Source organism: Runella rosea, from assembly GCF_003325355.1.
Classification (GTDB): Bacteria; Bacteroidota; Bacteroidia; order Cytophagales; family Spirosomataceae; genus Runella; species Runella rosea.
In genome coordinates this window covers 6657082-6674370 of the sequence record NZ_CP030850.1, presented here as the reverse complement: position 1 = coordinate 6674370, position 17289 = coordinate 6657082, and the positions used below count along the sequence as shown (strand labels likewise).

The 17289-nt window shown below is 44.7% G+C and carries 17 protein-coding genes; 6 read left to right on the top strand and 11 right to left on the bottom strand.

The features are described 5' to 3' along the window. Positions 1 to 76: 76 nt before the first annotated feature. On the top strand, positions 77 to 865 hold the full coding sequence (locus tag DR864_RS27570) for a DUF3108 domain-containing protein (protein WP_114069992.1): 789 nt from the start codon (positions 77 to 79) through the stop codon (positions 863 to 865). A 114-nt stretch (positions 866 to 979) separates the two neighbouring features. Here DR864_RS27570 and dnaB read toward each other — a convergent pair whose 3' ends face one another. Together dnaB and DR864_RS27560 are read right to left on the bottom strand one after the other, a co-directional pair. Further along, entirely contained in the window at positions 980 to 2578 is a 1599-nt protein-coding gene (dnaB, locus tag DR864_RS27565; RefSeq protein ID WP_114069991.1) for a replicative DNA helicase, read from the bottom strand. Positions 2579 to 2680: 102 nt separating this feature from the next. Next, entirely contained in the window at positions 2681 to 3730 is a 1050-nt protein-coding gene (locus tag DR864_RS27560) for a glycosyltransferase family 9 protein (protein WP_114069990.1), read from the bottom strand. A 278-nt stretch (positions 3731 to 4008) separates the two neighbouring features. Between DR864_RS27560 and DR864_RS27555 the strand changes: the two genes are divergently transcribed. Further along, on the top strand, positions 4009 to 4392 hold the full coding sequence (locus DR864_RS27555; RefSeq protein ID WP_114069989.1) for a DUF423 domain-containing protein: 384 nt from the start codon (positions 4009 to 4011) through the stop codon (positions 4390 to 4392). Positions 4393 to 4468: 76 nt separating this feature from the next. Here the strand turns inward: DR864_RS27555 and DR864_RS27550 are convergent, their stop codons facing one another. The 9 genes from DR864_RS27550 to DR864_RS27510 form a co-directional block, all read right to left on the bottom strand. Next, a complete protein-coding gene (locus DR864_RS27550; protein ID WP_114069988.1) occupies positions 4469 to 7423 on the bottom strand; it encodes a glycosyltransferase family 117 protein in 2955 nt (984 codons plus the stop codon). Between the two features lie 148 nt (positions 7424 to 7571). After that, positions 7572 to 8192: an NUDIX hydrolase gene (locus DR864_RS27545; protein ID WP_114069987.1), complete on the bottom strand. Its 621-nt coding sequence runs from the start codon at positions 8190 to 8192 to the stop codon at positions 7572 to 7574. A gap of 146 nt (positions 8193 to 8338) precedes the next feature. Further along, a complete protein-coding gene (locus DR864_RS27540) occupies positions 8339 to 9934 on the bottom strand; it encodes an NAD(P)/FAD-dependent oxidoreductase (protein ID WP_114069986.1) in 1596 nt (531 codons plus the stop codon). 100 nt (positions 9935 to 10034) lie between these two features. Then, complete coding sequence (locus DR864_RS27535; protein WP_114069985.1) at positions 10035 to 10802, bottom strand: RMD1 family protein; 768 nt, start codon at positions 10800 to 10802, stop codon at positions 10035 to 10037. Positions 10803 to 10922: 120 nt separating this feature from the next. Next, positions 10923 to 11738, bottom strand: coding sequence for a DUF6597 domain-containing transcriptional factor (locus tag DR864_RS27530; RefSeq protein ID WP_114069984.1), 816 nt, complete (start codon positions 11736 to 11738; stop codon positions 10923 to 10925). Between the two features lie 87 nt (positions 11739 to 11825). Then, positions 11826 to 12272, bottom strand: coding sequence for an ester cyclase (locus tag DR864_RS27525; RefSeq protein ID WP_114069983.1), 447 nt, complete (start codon positions 12270 to 12272; stop codon positions 11826 to 11828). 84 nt (positions 12273 to 12356) lie between these two features. Beyond that, the gene (locus DR864_RS27520; RefSeq protein WP_114069982.1) at positions 12357 to 12968 is read right to left on the bottom strand and encodes a DinB family protein; all 612 of its coding nucleotides are present in this window, start codon (positions 12966 to 12968) and stop codon (positions 12357 to 12359) included. A 24-nt stretch (positions 12969 to 12992) separates the two neighbouring features. Further along, the gene (locus tag DR864_RS27515) at positions 12993 to 13511 is read right to left on the bottom strand and encodes a DinB family protein (RefSeq protein WP_114069981.1); all 519 of its coding nucleotides are present in this window, start codon (positions 13509 to 13511) and stop codon (positions 12993 to 12995) included. 102 nt (positions 13512 to 13613) lie between these two features. Then, positions 13614 to 14075, bottom strand: coding sequence for an Lrp/AsnC family transcriptional regulator (locus tag DR864_RS27510; RefSeq protein ID WP_114069980.1), 462 nt, complete (start codon positions 14073 to 14075; stop codon positions 13614 to 13616). 299 nt (positions 14076 to 14374) lie between these two features. On the opposite strand from DR864_RS27510, the gene DR864_RS27505 reads away from it, so the two are divergent. The 4 genes from DR864_RS27505 to DR864_RS27490 all read left to right on the top strand — a co-directional run bounded on the left by DR864_RS27505 (position 14375) and on the right by DR864_RS27490 (position 17289). Next, positions 14375 to 15109 carry a YiaD family glycine zipper/OmpA-like lipoprotein gene (locus DR864_RS27505; protein WP_114069979.1) on the top strand — a complete coding sequence of 245 codons (735 nt, stop codon included), beginning with the start codon at positions 14375 to 14377 and terminating at the stop codon, positions 15107 to 15109. 61 nt (positions 15110 to 15170) lie between these two features. Continuing rightward, positions 15171 to 15647, top strand: coding sequence for a hypothetical protein (locus DR864_RS27500; RefSeq protein ID WP_114069978.1), 477 nt, complete (start codon positions 15171 to 15173; stop codon positions 15645 to 15647). 56 nt (positions 15648 to 15703) lie between these two features. Beyond that, on the top strand, positions 15704 to 16333 hold the full coding sequence (locus tag DR864_RS27495) for a porin family protein (RefSeq protein WP_114069977.1): 630 nt from the start codon (positions 15704 to 15706) through the stop codon (positions 16331 to 16333). A 293-nt stretch (positions 16334 to 16626) separates the two neighbouring features. Next, the gene (locus DR864_RS27490; protein ID WP_205319168.1) at positions 16627 to 17289 is read left to right on the top strand and encodes a L,D-transpeptidase family protein; all 663 of its coding nucleotides are present in this window, start codon (positions 16627 to 16629) and stop codon (positions 17287 to 17289) included.

Sequence of the window (17289 nt, the reverse complement as noted above, 5' to 3'; positions counted from 1 at the left end):
CTTTTAATCGTACATTTAAAGACCCTAAACGAGACCTCAAAAATACACTTGCCGTGTTAACAAAAACAATGAATGTATGCTTCGACGCAGTGTCATAGCCTTATGGGTGTTGCTGATTTTACCGGCTTTTCATGCCAAAGATTCTTATCGCCGAGTGGCTCAAACTAGCTTTGGCGTAGGGGAGCATTTTGAATATCGTGTTCATTACGGCATTTTCAATGCGGCAGATGCCGTGGTAGACGTAAGCCCTCAAATTCAGTACGTTAACGGTAGACCTTGCTATAAAATAAGCATTGTGGGCACCACACTCGGGGCCTTCAGTTGGTTTGCCAAAGTACGTGATGAATGGCAATCATGGATGGATACCTCTGCCATTGTATCGCAGAAATTTTACCGGAATATTCAGGAAAATAATTACCGAAAAGTAGAAACAACCCTTTTCAATCACGCCACCGACGATGCCGTGGTGACCGACGAAAACGGCAGCAAAAAGTTTGACGTTCCCAATCATATTCAGGATGCCATCAGCGGGTATTTTTATTTGAGAACGTTAGATTTCAACAAATTACAACCCAACGACGTCGTCGATGTTCCTACTTTTCTGGAATCTTCGGTCTATAAATTAAAAGTAAAATACCGCGGCAAAGACACAATTAAGACCAAATTCGGAAAAATAAAGGCATTAAAACTAACACCTCTTATGCCTGACAATCAACTATTTAAAGGCGAAAATTCAATCCGAATTTGGGTTTCCGATGATGCCAACAAGGTTCCCATTAAGGTGGAGGTCGACCTTTGGGTCGGTTCGTTGGTCATGGAGGTTCGGTCTTTCAGGGGTGCCCGCAACAACTTCAACTGGTACTGATTCTTCGTCAGATTCAGATGACCACCAAAACGATTCTTCGTAAGTAGTTTGTTTTTCGTTCCACTCCCTGAACGAATCATTGAAGGTTTTTAGGTTGATGCACATGGTGTGCGACTAGAAAGGAGGTTCTTCCGAAGGATTTGGCGGCGGGAAGTTCATCGCGCCCAAATCGTTGGCTTTGCTTCGAAATGTTCCTCCGGCAGCAGCAGGAGTATCAAAAGAGGCAGGAATACTACCCGTGTTCAGCGGGGCATTATTACCAGAGTTGGCCGAATAATAGCCGTCCAAATCAGTAAATTTGGTGTATTTACCGATAAAGCGCAATTGAATAGTGTCCAACGAACCACTACGGTTTTTCGCCACAATCACCTCACCAATACCCTGTACCGAATTGCCCGCTTCATCTTGCGTAAATCCGTAGTATTCAGGCCGATAAAGGAAAGCCACCATGTCGGCATCCTGCTCAATAGAGCCTGATTCACGTAAATCGGACAGTTGCGGTCGCTTATCTCCGCCCCGGGTCTCAACCGCACGACTCAACTGCGACAGCGCAATCACGGGCACATTTAATTCTTTGGCTAAGTTCTTGAGAGCCCGCGAAATAGACGCAATTTCCTGTTCACGGTTTCCACCGCCTTTACCTCCGTCGCCCTGCATCAACTGCAAGTAGTCAATCACAACCATCTGTATGTCGTGCTGCTGCTTGAGGCGGCGGCATTTGGCGCGTAGTTCCAAGATAGAAAGCGCAGGAGTATCATCAATAAAAATGGGCGCCCGCATCAAGCGGTCGATACGTTGGTGCAACTGCGTCCATTCATGGGGGGCAAGATTTCCTTTTTTAAGTTTTTCGCTATCAAGCTCCGCTTCGGCCGAAATCATACGATTAACCAGCTGTACGGCCGACATTTCCAGCGAAAAAATGGCTACTGGCATCCCAAAATCAACGGCGGCGTTGCGAAGCGACGAAACCACGAAAGCGGTTTTACCCATGGCAGGGCGTGCCGCCAAAATGATTAATTCGGTAGGTTGCCAGCCCGAAGTTAAGCGGTCCAATTGTGTAAAACCAGAAGGAACCCCCGTCAAACCGTCCTTTTGTTCGCGGCGACGTTCGAGTTCTTTCAACGCCTCGTTCATGAGCGTACTCATGTCGGCGTAGTTTTTCCTGATATTCGACTCTGAAATCTTAAACAGCGACTGCTCGACGGTATCTAGAAGGTTAAAAACGTCGATGGTATCTTCAAATGCGTCCTGTAAAATCTTGGAGGCCACCGTAATCATCTCGCGCTTCATGGCCGATTGGGCAACCACGCGAGCATGATATTCGATGTTGGCCGCCGAGTTAATTTTCGTCGTCAACGACGTTACATATTGCGCTCCTCCTACCACTTCAAGCGTACCCAATTGACGTAACTGGGTCGTAACCGTCAACAAATCAATGGGTTCGGAATTCGTAAAAAGAGTAATAATCGCATTGTATATTTTTTGATGAGCTTCTTTGTAGAAACTATCCGGCTTTAAAATATCAATGACCGAATTGAGCGCATCTTTCTCAATCATCAAAGCTCCCAGTACCGCCTCCTCTAACTCCAACGCTTGTGGGGGCAATTTTCCCATACTCGTCCCACTCTCCAGCCAACGATTGCTAGGATTGGGGCGGGAACTGTTCCCAAGAGATTTTTTTTGAAGAAAATTGTATGATTTATCGTTGTCCATATGGCAAAATCTACTACAATGATAAGCCTATTTTTACGATTCTGAAAGTGCTTTTGGAAACAAAAATTTGGATTTTTCTTTAACTCATTGATAGCAAATGTCCTACAAAACAGATGCTGCCTCGGGAATTCGGTCAAAAATTGTTTCAATCTCTCCTCTGACCAATGTGTAATCCAACTCTGCACAAGTCTTACCCGGCTCCCGAATCAGCAGGGCTTTTGTACCATTTTGATAATGGCCCGAGTAAGGCATGTAAGTATCAAAGTTGTTTAACTGCCCAAACAATAATATCCCAAAAGTGCCAACGGCATTGGCCAAATGCGCGGGACCACTGTCGATACCAATAAAAAATCGGGCGCGTCGAATGATTTCGGCAGTTTGCAAAATGGAAAATTGCCCACACAAATTCAAATAGTGAGCATCCGTACTGTCAACGACATTTTTTAAGCCGATTTCGGCTACATAATACCCTTTTTCGTGCATTAACCAGTTGACAAGTTTATTCCAGTTCTCTACCGACCAATCTTTGGCGGGATAGTTAGAACTGCAATGAATGACAACCAGTTTTTTGGGCAATTGCAACGCCTCTACCCGCGTGCGGTCAGCATCGTTGATAAACACTTTTGGCACATCATCGACAATGGGTAATGCTGCACACTGCTGAAAAATGGAGAGCAGGTTTCCTTTCTCGAAATAGTTAAAAACGGTAATGTCTTTTTGTGCCGCCACACGGTTGACGTGCACATCCTCACTTACGGAATCTCGGTTACTCTGCCAAAATTCTAGGTTATATACCTGCTCAAAAACACCTGACTCACACACCAATATCCGCTGTAAAACAGAAGGTTGTGCCCATACCCTATCAATTTCAGGGTGTCTTTCCACCAATTCTTTAAATACAGGCCGCACAATCCAAACGATGTAAGCATTGGGGATAAGCGCCCGCACTTGACGGACAATTGGCTCGGCGGCCACAATGTCACCAAAATGCTCAGTCCGCAAAATAGCCACCATTTTTCTACGTCCTTTCAACGAAATCTTAAGAATCAGGAAACGTACAATTACGCCCAATGCCCCCGCGTATTCACCCAAAATGTAAGTGTATTTACGAAAACGATGAACCCAAAGGGCCTTTAAAGCAGAAACATCCATACAAAGCTGAGACTTTATTCTTTTGGCAAAAAATGATTTAGTTTATTTATAGCGACCAAATCACTGTTACTCAATATTATTCAACTGACATATAAACGCAAAATTAGGGTAAAAACGGATTTTATGGTGATAAAATCTCGTGTTTTATCCCTTTCAGTTAGTATTCGGCACAATTCATTTAGAATTTTAGCCAAAATCGTACCAGAGCGTCAACAATGTTGGCTATTTTTGGGCCAAGTCTTCTCAGTTATCAGCGATACAAACCTTGATTTACCGTAATGTCAACTAAATTTTTTCTGCAGTCGGGGGCCATTTTAGGCGCGTTGGGCGTCGCCATAGGTGCTTTTGGCGCTCACGCCCTCCGACCCACACTCGAAGCCTCTGGGCGAATGGACACTTTTGAAACGGCCGTGAAGTATCAATTTTACCACGCATTAGCGCTCGTACTTATTAGCATTTTGCTCCAAAATGTGGCACTTACTTCTGCCAAGTGGTACCATTGGGCTGGCTATTCATTTTTGGGCGGTGTCATTGTTTTTTCAGGCTCTCTTTACACTATTTGCTTTACAGGCATCAAAGCATTTGGCGCCGTGGCGCCCATTGGCGGCACCCTCATGATTGTGGGCTGGGTATTGCTTTTTCTGGGGGCAACGAAGCAATAACTTTCAACCAAAAATTCAATAAAAAAGGTAGTGGGATAATCCCGCTACCTTTTTTATTGAATTCAAACCAACGATTCTAGCCGCCCAATGCAGTCATGTATTGCTGCAATAAGGTTTCGTATTTCTTGGCTTGAGCCTCTTGTTTCCCTTCACGGCAGGCATTGGCGAGCGTTTGCAAGATGTACAACTGAATATTTGTATCCTGATTCACCCCGTGCTGTTGGTTGTATTTAAGAATATCTTCCGCACGGCGGCTCATTACTTCCGCGATTTCGAGGGCCTTTTTAGGTTCTCCCAACGCAAACAAGTAATTCACGTAGTTGGCCGTAATCTGATCGTAAGGGATGGTTTTATCCGGCATTTTAGTGAGGATAAAATTAAGCGCCGTTTTGGCCTTTTCGGTTTTTCCTTCACGAATCAACTGATCAACCAAACGCATAAAGGCAATGCGAGCCGAGAATGCGGGCGAACCTTTGTAAGTACCATCGTAATAAGCATTGGTATTGTCCAATTCGCGCCAGAAAGTTTTCTTCATGAGGTTTTCAGACATGATGTCGGTATTTACGTAGCCATCTGAAGCACCCGGAACCCGAACAGGCAACAAACGATAAGCGTATCCTTCCAACTGCATGAATTCTTTCAAATTCAGGTAGTTATCATTGGTCAAAGTTCCTGAGAAATACACTGGGCGTTTCCAATCGTTGGTCGCAATGATGTCCAACATAATGAGGTCTGACTTGTACAAATCACGCTTACCCATGGTCCACTGCATGGTATCTTTTACAAAAGCCGACAATTCAGGCTTCAGAATGTTCATCTTACGAACTTCGTTGGGGTTAATACCCAACACCAAGACCGACGAAGGCAGGATGCTGGTCATCTCACCGCTGGTCAATGGCACCTGAATGGCCGCGTTATTTTGTTTTACCAACGCCATGTATTCTTTGAGGTTGATACCGTTTTTAACGGCTGGCATCTCATAGAAAGGCACGATGTCGTTTTTGCCCGCCGCGAAGTTTTCGTATTCCAACGAAATCGGCAATGGATCAGATTCGTAGGTCTTACGCTTCATTTGGCCGATGTACCAATCGGTGCCCAATAGACTCAGGTTACACACTCGAACGTCGGTACGGAAACCTTCTACTTCCTGAACGTACCAAAGCGGGAAGGTATCGTTATCGCCACCCGTAAACAAAATCGCATTGGGAGCGCAGGAATTAAGCAAGTTCTTGGCAAAATCAACCGAATGATAACGATTGCTTCGGTCGTGGTTGTCCCAACCTTTGGCACCCATCAAAAGCGGTGCCGACAAACCGATAACGGTGGCCAAGCCCGCCCGAGCAGGCGCTGATGGGAGGATTTTGGTCAGAAAGTCATAAATAAACATGACGCCCAAACCAATCCAAAACGCAAAAATGTAGAAAGAACCCACGTAAATATAGTCACGTTCGCGGGGCTCGACGGGGGGAGAATTGAGGTAAACCACCAACGCCACGCCCATCATCATGAACAATAATCCCGTTACGAGTAAATCTTGCTTACGACGGAATGCTTGTGCTACAATTCCCAGCAATCCAAGGAGGAAAGGAATCATGTAAAAATTATCGCGGGCTCGGTTGTTGGCCATTACGTCGGGAAGACCTTGGTTGGTATCCCACGGACGCAAACCGCCAGCGCCTTCTTCGTCGCTTTCACGACCGACAAAATTCCAAAGGAAATAACGCCAGTACATGTGTCCTAACTGGTGAGAAAAGAAGAACGCTAGGTTGTCGCCCATGCTTGGTTTTTGGCCTTCGGCCAGTCCCAATTTATCACGGTACAGCTGCGGGTGATTCATTTGGTTGCTATGTACCCGAGGGAAAAGCATCTGCTGATTTTTCTCGTACACGTATTCTGGACGATAATCGGCAATGATATACTTACCATTTGATTTGCGGTAAATCGGCTCTCCCTGTTCAGAGTTGACTGGACGTGCCGTAAATACTGGCCCGAATAACAAAGGACGACTTCCGTACTGCTCGCGTTTGAGGTACGATACGTAGCTGATTACGTCGCTGGGGTCGTTTTCGTTGATGGGAGGGTTAAAATTGGAGCGTACCAATACGAGGAAGTACGACGAATAGCCAATCAACACAAAAGCAAAAGAAAGCAATGCCGTATTCCAGACTTCTTTTTCTTTTTTTGCCGTATAACGAATTCCCCAAATCAAGGTTCCAACGAATAATAAAAGGAAGAAAACGATACCCACTGAGAACGGTGCCCCGAGGGTATTGACAAAGAAAATTTCAAATTTACCAGCCGTGGAAGGCAGCCATACAATCACACCAGAGTTGATAATCATCAACACCACCAGACCGCCTACAAAAGCCGCGATACCGCCCCACAAAGATGGATTTTTGTATTTTTTGAAATAATATACCAAAGCCAGTGCAGGGATGGTGACCAAGTTCAATAAGTGGACTCCAATCGAAAGACCGACCAAATAGAACGTAAAAATCAACCAACGGTTTGCCGCAGCGTCATCTTCAATGCGTTCCCATTTCAACACGGCCCAAATCACGATGGCCGTAAAAAAGGAAGATAAACCGTATACTTCGGCTTCGACCGCCGAAAACCAAAAGGAATCTGAATAAGTGTACGCCAACGCACCGACCAATCCAGAACCCACCACGGCGATGGTTTCGCCCAAATTAAGTTCTTCGTCTTTTTTGCCAAGTAATTTGCGTGACAAAAGCGTGATGCTCCAAAACAAAAATAAAATGGTAAAAGCACTCGACATCACCGAAACGATGTTGACCCAATAAGCCACTTGGGTTACATCGCCCAGGGCCATCATCGAAAACAAGCGTCCGATAAGTAAGAAAAGTGGCGCTCCGGGAGGGTGTGGAACTTGAAGTTTGTAAGAACAGGCGATGAATTCGCCGCAATCCCAAAAACTGGCCGTGCGCTCAACGGTAAGCAGGTAAGTGACCAGCGCTACCGCAAAAACAAGCCAGCCGGTTAGGGTGTTGATTCGATTAAATTTAGACATATAGAGAATATTGGATGTTAGTTTTTGGAGGGGATTTTTGCCGAAAAAAATGGGTTATTTCCCCTTAGTTATCCAAAGGCGTGCCAAAAATAGCAAATTCAGCCTAAAGGCGACGAACTGGCCTTCTTAAAAGTTGTTAAATGAAGCTTTATTGACGAATCACCGTCAGGAGTTCACTGATCATCATGGCGGTAGCGCCCCACACTTTGTGCCCCTGAATATCGTAGAAAGGCGCCTCAATGGTGACTCCGCGCACGTCAAGTTCGGTAAAGCCAACGATGGTCTCGTCCAGAAGTTCATTCAAATTTACCTCCAAAACGGCCTCGACTTCGCGGGGGTCGGGGTAAAAATCGGGCTTGTAAGCCAACTTACCTACCACAGGCAGCACGTAAAAATTGCTGGGAGGAATAAACAATTCGGTGAGTTTTCCCAATATCTGCACGTCCGATGCTTTTATCCCAATTTCTTCTTGGGCCTCGCGCAGGGCGGTTCGGATAAGATTTTCATCCGTTTTTTCATAACGTCCGCCTGGAAAAGCCATTTGTCCAGCGTGAACACCGTCGTATTTAGGGCGTAAAATGAGAGGAAGCAGAATATGCTCACGATGCGGGTAAAACAAAATCAACACGGCGGAGCGACGCGTTTTTTCATTGGGCTGAACCTTGAGTCGTAGTCGCGTAGCTGATGCCATTTTAACATGTGCCTCCTGCCCCGGCAACGGTTGTCGGAGTTGGGCATCAAGCGCATGGATAAAATCGTTAAAAGGCATTGGCCAAATTAAAATATAAAAAATCTATTAACTCTATTTTGGCTAAAGTAATAGATAGTTCATAAACTAACCATTTTTGCAAAAACAATTTATCAAGCGTACTGATTTTGGGCAAAAGAGAGTTGATAAAATAAGAATGAACGGGTTTATCTCCCGTATTTGCTAACCAGTTGTTCGGCCACAAAAGTCCCATCCAACGCGGCCGACATAATCCCGCCTGCATATCCAGCTCCCTCGCCACAGGGGTACAATCGATGGGTCTGAAGGTGCTCGGCAGTATCACGGTGACGGGGAATCCGTACCGGCGACGACGTGCGACTTTCAACCCCAATGAGTTGGGCTTCGTTGGAAACGTAACCGTTCATTTTTCGGCCAAAATCCTGCAATCCTTGTCGGAGCGGCTCCGCAATGTGGTCGGGCAGGTATTCTCGCAAATCCATTGACAGAAGCCCCGGTTGATAGGACGTATCCAAGAGTTCAGGTGATGTTTTCCCTTTGACAAAATCCAGCACGCGCTGAGCCGGCGCGGTTTGTCCGCCGCCCGTAAGCGCACAGGCCCTTTGTTCAATCGCTCTTTGGAACTCCAATCCTGCCAACGCCCCAAAAGCCTGATACGGCTTCAAATCTACGTCTTCGATGCTCACAACCATGCCAGAATTGGCAAAACGCGAATCACGGCGCGACGGCGACATGCCATTGACCACCAATTCGCCAGGCGACGTAGCCGCTGGAACAATAAACCCTCCAGGACACATGCAAAAGGAAAAAACGCCGCGCTGTACATTTTTATGTTGCGACTGCGTCACCAAACTGTAAGAGGCTGCGGGCAGATACGCTCCACGGTCGGGGCGATGGTATTGAAGCGAATCAATTAATTTTTGGGAATGTTCAATGCGCACCCCCACCGCGAAGGGCTTGGCTTCAATCAACACATTTTTGACCTGACACAATTCGAAAATATCCCGGGCCGAATGGCCCGTGGCCAAAATCACCCCAATGCCCGTAAATTCTCGTCTATCGGCAGTGACAACGCCTTTTATTTCAGCCTGTTGATTAGCACTCGTAGACGAGGCGGCAAAAATAAAATCGGTGACTTTGGTTTCAAAATGTACTTCACCACCCGCGTTCAAAATACTTTGACGCATATCGGCGATAAGTGGGGGAAGTTTATTGGTTCCAATGTGCGGGTGGGCATCATACAAGATTTCTTCGGCCGCGCCATGCACAACAAAAATTTCCAGAATGCGCCTAATATCGCCACGCTTACTGGAGCGCGTGTATAATTTCCCATCCGAGTACGTCCCTGCTCCTCCTTCACCGAAGCAATAATTTGAATCAGGATGTACGATGTGGTCTTTGTTGATAGCGGCCAAATCGCGCCGCCGGGCGCGAACATCTTTGCCCCTTTCGAGCAATACAGGTTTGTAACCCAACTCCACCAAACGCAGTGCCGCAAACATTCCCGCTGGGCCACAGCCCACAATCACAACAGGCGGCTTTTGGGAAACATCAGGGTAGTCTTTTTGGTAGGCAATGGCGGGCGGCGGTGTCTCGTCGGCGTAGATTTCTGCCTGTACATTTACCTTGATTTGACGCGAACGTGCATCAATGGATTGGCGGGTTTTTCGAACCGTCAGGGTATCTGTATGCTGAAGATGAAGGGTTTGAACAATGTATTGACGAAAAGCCGTTTCGTCCATCGCCGTCTCGGGCGGCAGTGTTAATTGGAGTGTCTGTTGCATCTTAGTTTGAAAGGGAGTTAGCCTTTAATGGCACAAAGGTACAAAAAGCACCTATTTAGATACCAATCCCCGCGTTCAAATCTTCGGGGTAGGATTAGTCCTACTTCCAAAAAAGATGTACAACCTCAATCATAATCAAGATAATAATGATCCACTCCAAACGCGTACTTTCTCTATTTTGCAGAATATCAGTAAAAACCGTCAAGTTTTCGTGGACAATTTTCAGTTTATAATCAATATCACGGTAGCGCATTCGAAGGTCAAGCGTACGTTTGATAGCGTCGTCGATGCGTCCCAATAATTCATTTTCCCAAGCGCTGTCAGGGGCATCAAAAATGTAAAGGTCATCTACAATGCTGTTTTTGATACTGAGTGTCTTTCCAATAAACTGCATCAGTTCCTTCTGAGAACCCCTCAAACGGCCTGTTTGCTCCAACTGACGAGTCATTTTTTTGGTATTTTTCAAAATTTCGTCACTTAACGCCTCATAATAATCCAAGGCTACCGACTGGGAAATATTGAGCATAATCAGCCGTAGGGCATTTGGAGATAGTTCGGGAATCGTAATGGAATTATAGTCAAAAATCACCCCTGAATCGGGCTTAACGTTCACCGTAACATCTTCGCGATAATCTTCTGTTACGTGGTCTTTGGCGTAGGTGCGAATAAATTTGAGCAGGGCACTTTCCGCTAAATTATCTACGCCCGCAAATGCAACCACTCCGTAGCTGAGTAGGTAAAAAAACTGATTTTCGTTGTGCCGATACAATAATTCTGAACTGTTGGCAATCACAGGAAGCGTAGTATACTCGGCGCGAAATTTCTTCAAATCAATTTCTTCGGCAATCTGGAAGGCTTCAACTTTCATGATAAATCAGCGATTTTAGGTCAAATTTAGCATAAAAATGTACAACTACTTTCAGATGCAAAAATCACTCCTAAAATCCTATCTTTTACCAAAAAAGGGAAATTCAATTATGCAACATTCTTATTTCAAATAATTGGCCAATTCAACATTGTTTTTCACGTAAAACGAAGGACTTTTTCCTGTAAATTCCGTAAACTCTTTGATGAAGTGAGATTGGTCGTAGTATCCATTTTTGTAGATAATATCTTGCCAATCAGCCACCTGCCAGCGTTTCTGGGCCAACTCACTGCATAAACTGCCTATCCGACGAATGCGGGCGTAATACTTGGGACTTACCCCCACTTTCTGTAAAAACTTGCGTTCAAACTGCCGACGACAAACAAAAAGCTCGTTCATCATATCGCTGATATTGACCACTCCCCGCTGTTCTACTATCAGGTTGGCAGTGTAATCTATGCGGTCGAGTTCCGGATTTTTACGTAATAACTGAAGATTTAAAAACTGTTCCAGCAAGCCAATGCGTTCGGTGGGAGAAGCGGCCTCTTCTATTTTGTCGGACCATTCGTCCAAACAACGCCCTAGCACATCACGGAGGTTTGTGCGCTCGTCAGAAAACTCGTACATCGGCAATCCAAACAGCGTATTTAAGCCCGCAGGCCGAAATACGATTCCTACCATGCCTATTTTACCCGAAAGTTGAAGTTGATAGCTTTTGGTTGCTTGGCCTGTTAAGAAATTTTTGGGAACCAAGCCTCCGTTTAGTTTTTGGGAAGTTACTCGATACGGTGTACCGTAGTTGAACACCATTGAGGCAAAGCCCGTCGGGGGCGACTCAATGGGCAAGGATTTTGACAGCAATAAACTATTTTCCCACAGGAAAAAACATTCTACAAAAGGGCGTAGGTGAATAGGCGGGACGAACTTTCGGTAAAGCATTGTCAGTCATGATTTACCGAAAGTACGAAGATTATACGTCACCCGCCAAACATTACAGTCGATACTTATCTAACGGTTACGTTGTATTTACACGCCCGTCAATTGCGCCACAAAACCTTCGTGGTTCCAGTTGATTTTCAGGTCGATGATTTTGTCATTTTCATCAAAACGAAACACGAAGATATGGTCGCTATTGAACTTCAATCCTTTGCTTGGCAGCCCCAAGAAATCTTTTTCCTGCGTGCCAAAAATCGCTACTTTACAAGTAATCAGATCATCTTCCGAATACATGCTGTCGACGGTGTTGTCTAAATCGGGGAAACAGTCAATCAGCAAACTCCATACGTTTTTGCCAAATTCTTGAAAAAGTCCTTTTCCACCTTCACCCAGCGGTTCAAACCACACGGTAGCGTCGGGAGTAGCGAGGCTAATCATTCGTTCGGTATCCAGCTCTTGATAGGCCGAAAAAAATTCAATGCAGGTGCCTTTGCGCGTAAGGTCGGTGATAGATTCGGCGGTTTTTGTTGTTTCCATGTTAAAGAAGGGATAGAGGGTAAAATAGTTTGTGCAACCACAGAGAAACGGAGGGTACTGAGGTAGAATGCCTGTGGCAAAAGCTTACTTAGGGTAATTTGGATGTGTTTTGATTCGGCGAATCTGACGTAAGTGTCGGTCTACGTGACCGTAATGAATGATGTAAATTTGTGCCAAATCACGATGATTTCCGTCTTTGCCTTCTCGGACAATCATTCGATAGTTGAGCTTCGACTTCTCAATCGCACCGATAATTTCGTCGTATTTACCATTGAAAATTTTGAGGTTATTTTCATCTTTTATCAATCCTGTCGGAATCGTAAAATCTGGCGACGTATGCGGGTTGGTTTCGTAAATAAATGAGGTATTTACACTGTCTGACTTACAGGCAGCCGCCAAATCGGGACGCTCACCAAAATAGGTAGCCGACCGACCGTCGAACTGAGTCAACAAAGACCACATATTTAGGTGCTCCAATACCTGCCCGATAGTCCATTTGTCAGGGCCTTCCTTAAAGTTCCACTGTGCCGAAGTAAGTGTACTCGTTTCTTGGTTGATTTCTGCTTTGGTACGTTTGTATTGGTTGACCAACGCGCGGCGGTCAGCTTCCGTCCAACTTTTTTGTGGGGCGGTTACTTGCGCCCAAATTGGACAAATTTCTGAGAATAGGATTAAAATCAGGAATAACTTCTTCATGTTAATTGTAGGTTATTTCGGATTTTAAAACAATCCTTCTGCGGGTGGTTTGATACCTTTCAGACGCAGATAAATGGTGGTTTGTCCACGGTGGTGGCACATGTGCTCAAACGATTTTGTAAGCGCACTGTCAGCCGTCAGTTCTTGACCAAATACTTTCACTTTCTTGGCCAAATCTTCTTCCGACATAGCCTTGATGGCTTCTATTGTAAAATCAATACTCTGCATCACCGTTTTAGTGACGGTAGCTTTAGAGTGGTCTGCCGATTTTTCGGCGGAGCCTTGGTAAGGGCTTGCTTTACCGCTGGCGGACGAAGCAAACGCAAAATTGGCATCGGCTACGTGCATCATTTGTTGGGAGTAGCTGCGGATTTCGGGCGTAGGTTTGAAAGAATAACCGTCTTCTGGCATCGCGGCTAAATATTCTGTCATAAACTTTTTACCCCTTTCCCAGTCCGCCAAGAGTCTTGATTTCGCATTTTGAGCATTGATAGCCTGCCCAATAAAGGTAAGCATAAGTAAGATAATGAGCGATTTTTTCATTTGAATAATTGATTTGTTTGACGATTCAAAACTACCCTTCTGTTTTTAATGGTGATTGTAAAAATGCGACATTTTGTGGTAAATCCGCCTCTTACCCATCCACTATACCTTCAGGGCGGTTTCGTGCTTGATCTCACTCATGACAAATATGCTGTGGGTATTTCCGATACTATCCAGCGCCCCGAGTTTTTCCATCAAAAATCGTTGGTATTCGGGCATGTCATTCACCACCACTTTGAGCATAAAATCATATTCGCCCGAGATATTGTAGCACTCCATCACTTCTTCAAAGGTCATAACTGCCGATACAAACTTTTCGCCATTGGCGCGGCTATGTTCTTTCAGCGAAACATTGCAAAAAGCCACCAAATTTTTGCCAATTCCTTCCCGATTGACCAAGGCCACGTATTTTTTAATAATCCCTTCTCGCTCAAGTTTGCGTACTCTTTCGTACACGGGCGTATAAGAAAGATTCAATTGCAAGGCCAATTCTTTGGTGGTCAAAAGGGCATTCTGCTGTAAATAACGCAAAATACCACGGTCAGTAGTGTCTAGTTTTAGCATAAGATGATGGGGAATAATTTGCGCACAATTAGATATAATATCTTACAAATAAAGATATTTAATTTATTTTATCTAACAGTATTTCAGATAATTTATTCTTAAAAAATAAAAATTTAGCTCATAATCCCCAAAACGGGGATTATTTTCTACAATTGAAAAAAATATCTGAATAAGTCCAGAACTAATCAACAAGCATAACAATTTAAATATCAGATAGTTAATGTCATTTTCACTCATTCAAGTGTTCTTAGGCATGTAATTTTAGATAGTTTATTTACACCAAACGGTATAAATATATCATGAAAGCAATAACATCTTATTTAATCGCAACCTACATCATTGTGTTGTCGATTTGTAACGTGGGGATAGCTTCCGCTCAACAGTCAACCAAAAAGAAAACAACGACTGCTCAAAAAGCTAAACTGAAAAAATCCCAAAAAGGAGCGTTAATCGGCGTAGGTGCTGGCGCAGTTATTGGCGGGATTATTGGTAAAAACAATAAAAATACCGCCATTGGCGCCATTATTGGGGCTACGGTAGGCGGTGCAGCGGGAGCTATCATTGGCAACCACATGGACAAACAAGCCGAAAAACTTCGTAAAGATTTGGGTAATACCGCTCGCGTCGAACGCGTGGGCGAAGGCGTAAAATTAACCTTCGACAATGCCCTCTTGTTTGACTTCGGCTCCTCACAGCTGCGCAGCGAAACCCAAGAAAGTCTGCGAAACATGGCGCAAACGCTAAAAACAGACGGACAATCCAGTTTGTTGGTCGAAGGACACACCGATAGTGTCGGTTCAACAGAGTTCAACCGTGCGCTTTCTGAAAAACGCGCCAGTGCGGTGTCAGACTTCTTAATTAGCGAAGGGGTTCCTGCCAGTCGTTTTAAAATTGTTGGTCAAGGAGAATCCAACCCCATTGCCTCCAACAGCACCGAAACCGGACGTCAACAGAACCGTCGGGTAGAGATGGCACTGTATGCCAGCGACGAAATGAAAAAAGCCGCTCAAAACGGCGCCATCAGCCTTAGGTAGTCCATCCAACGAGTACCGTAAAGTCCCTAACTTTGCACAGTAAACCATTATTCCCAATACAATGAACAGGTTATTTATTTTGCTGTATGGAACAGCAATCTTCTTTCTCAGCACACAATCAGGGTGGTCGCAAGATTATCGTACGGGTATCGGCCTTCGCGCTGGCGGCCCAAATGGAGTGACAATCAAGCACTTCACAAAACCAAAAGTAGCGGTAGAAGGAATTATTTCTTCCCGCTGGAGAGGCTTAGGCTTTACGGGGCTCATCGAAGGGCACACCCGTGCTTTTAACATCAATCGCCTCAATTTCATTTATGGTGCAGGGGCTCACGTTTATTTTTGGGGTGAAAGCAAAAGAGGTTATTCACCCTACGGACGCAGCAGCGTGGTGGGGATAGACGGAATTTTAGGGCTAGAGTACAACTTCCGCGAAATTCCCATCAACATCAGCATCGACTGGAAACCGACGTTCAATCTTAATGTAGACGATGGTTTTTGGGGAGACGATGGAGCACTTTCTATTCGCTACATCTTCTAAAAACAACACCTATATCCACACATAGTTTATATCCAACTTACTTAACTAAGGAAGCCATGAAAATTAGATTAATGTCAGCAATCGTTTGTATTGCCACGGGTTTGTTCCAAACTGCAAACGCCCAAGAAGCCCATTCTCGTTCGGGAATCCGGGGAGGCTTAAACGTCTCAAATTTATACCTAAAAGACGTTACCGATCGCAATCCCCGTTACGGGTTTCACGCAAGTTTGTTTACTCAAGTACCTCTCATCAAGGGAGTTCTTTACTTACAGCCCGAACTTGGCTATTCTACTAAAGGCGTTACTGCTCGGTATAATTTATTGAATAATACCTTCCGGGGTGAGAATTCTTTTAAACTTGATTATCTCGAAATACCCGTATTAGCCACCGTAAAAGTGGGCAATTTTGTCGACATCCACGGCGGTGTCTACGGAGGGTTTCTGGCCAACGCCTCCACCGAAAGTAAAAGTGACGCTGGATTTGCTGCTACCACGCTCAACCGCGACAATTTCAACAGTTTTGACTATGGTCTTTCGGCTGGATTGAGTATTTACTTCGGGAAGTTGATGTTGGGAACACGCTACAATTATGGATTACGTCCTGTAGCCCAAAGCGACGCCGCAAAGGTATTTTTGGGAAACGCAAAGAATTCCGCCGCCCAAATATCTCTAGGAATTACGTTCTAGTAACAACGATAAAGTACATCATTATGATTCCCCCCATCAGACAAGTCTGATGGGGATTTTTTGTGCTTTAGATGCTGGATAATTTATCTATTTCAGGAATTCATCGCTCTGCTAAAAGTATATATTATTTACAAGGATCTACGATTATCTATTTATTATCTATTTTATCACCCATATCTCCAATTATCGTCTAACAAGTGTCGTAATCATTACTTTTGTCGTAATTTTGTATTTTCCATTTTCCGACAAAAAAATGTATGCCTTATCGGGCTTTTCTATTTTTATTGATTGCAATGAACGCTTTCAGCCAGCCTTTCCCGGTCAGTGAACGCTCCCGTGAAGTGACTATCAGAATGGCGGAACCATTGAAAAGCGAATTTGTAACCAGTGGTTTGACCTGGGGAAGCCCAGTGTTTATCCGAATATTTAAGGAGTCCAAACGTCTGGAAATGTGGATTAAAAACGAGAAACGATTTACGCTTTTTAGGACATACCCCATTTGTCATTTTTCTGGGCAGTTGGGTCCAAAAACAAAAGAGGGAGATTTACAAGCGCCCGAAGGGTTTTACGAAGTTACCCCCGCTCAAATGAACCCCAACAGCGACTATCATCTGTCGTTCAATTTAGGGTACCCAAATGCATTTGATCGGGCCCAAAACTACACCGGGAGTTACTTAATGGTACATGGCAAATGTGTATCCGTAGGCTGTTATGCCATGACCGACGCGTGCATTGAAGAGATTTATACCTTGGTTCAAACAGCCTTTGAATACGGCCAGAAAAAGGTTGCCGTTCATGCCTTTCCGTTTGAAATGACGACCCAGAATTTGGCCAATTACACCACGCACCCGTCCGCTGATTTTTGGGAAACCATCAGCGAAGGTTATCGCCTTTTTGAAAAAAACGCCTTCCCGCCCCGCGTGAACGTGAAAAGAAAAAAGTATGTTTTTAAGTAA

What these genes read in the sequence shown, in the direction of transcription:
- DR864_RS27570 (WP_114069992.1), top strand. Translation starts at nt 77, where the DNA reads ATGCTTCGACGCAGTGTCATAGCCTTATGGGTGTTGCTGATTTTACCG.
- dnaB (WP_114069991.1), bottom strand. Translation starts at nt 2,578, where the DNA reads ATGGACAACGATAAATCATACAATTTTCTTCAAAAAAAATCTCTTGGG.
- DR864_RS27560 (WP_114069990.1), bottom strand. Translation starts at nt 3,730, where the DNA reads ATGGATGTTTCTGCTTTAAAGGCCCTTTGGGTTCATCGTTTTCGTAAA.
- DR864_RS27555 (WP_114069989.1), top strand. Translation starts at nt 4,009, where the DNA reads ATGTCAACTAAATTTTTTCTGCAGTCGGGGGCCATTTTAGGCGCGTTG.
- DR864_RS27550 (WP_114069988.1), bottom strand. Translation starts at nt 7,423, where the DNA reads ATGTCTAAATTTAATCGAATCAACACCCTAACCGGCTGGCTTGTTTTT.
- DR864_RS27545 (WP_114069987.1), bottom strand. Translation starts at nt 8,192, where the DNA reads ATGCCTTTTAACGATTTTATCCATGCGCTTGATGCCCAACTCCGACAA.
- DR864_RS27540 (WP_114069986.1), bottom strand. Translation starts at nt 9,934, where the DNA reads ATGCAACAGACACTCCAATTAACACTGCCGCCCGAGACGGCGATGGAC.
- DR864_RS27535 (WP_114069985.1), bottom strand. Translation starts at nt 10,802, where the DNA reads ATGAAAGTTGAAGCCTTCCAGATTGCCGAAGAAATTGATTTGAAGAAA.
- DR864_RS27530 (WP_114069984.1), bottom strand. Translation starts at nt 11,738, where the DNA reads ATGCTTTACCGAAAGTTCGTCCCGCCTATTCACCTACGCCCTTTTGTA.
- DR864_RS27525 (WP_114069983.1), bottom strand. Translation starts at nt 12,272, where the DNA reads ATGGAAACAACAAAAACCGCCGAATCTATCACCGACCTTACGCGCAAA.
- DR864_RS27520 (WP_114069982.1), bottom strand. Translation starts at nt 12,968, where the DNA reads ATGAAGAAGTTATTCCTGATTTTAATCCTATTCTCAGAAATTTGTCCA.
- DR864_RS27515 (WP_114069981.1), bottom strand. Translation starts at nt 13,511, where the DNA reads ATGAAAAAATCGCTCATTATCTTACTTATGCTTACCTTTATTGGGCAG.
- DR864_RS27510 (WP_114069980.1), bottom strand. Translation starts at nt 14,075, where the DNA reads ATGCTAAAACTAGACACTACTGACCGTGGTATTTTGCGTTATTTACAG.
- DR864_RS27505 (WP_114069979.1), top strand. Translation starts at nt 14,375, where the DNA reads ATGAAAGCAATAACATCTTATTTAATCGCAACCTACATCATTGTGTTG.
- DR864_RS27500 (WP_114069978.1), top strand. Translation starts at nt 15,171, where the DNA reads ATGAACAGGTTATTTATTTTGCTGTATGGAACAGCAATCTTCTTTCTC.
- DR864_RS27495 (WP_114069977.1), top strand. Translation starts at nt 15,704, where the DNA reads ATGAAAATTAGATTAATGTCAGCAATCGTTTGTATTGCCACGGGTTTG.
- DR864_RS27490 (WP_205319168.1), top strand. Translation starts at nt 16,627, where the DNA reads ATGAACGCTTTCAGCCAGCCTTTCCCGGTCAGTGAACGCTCCCGTGAA.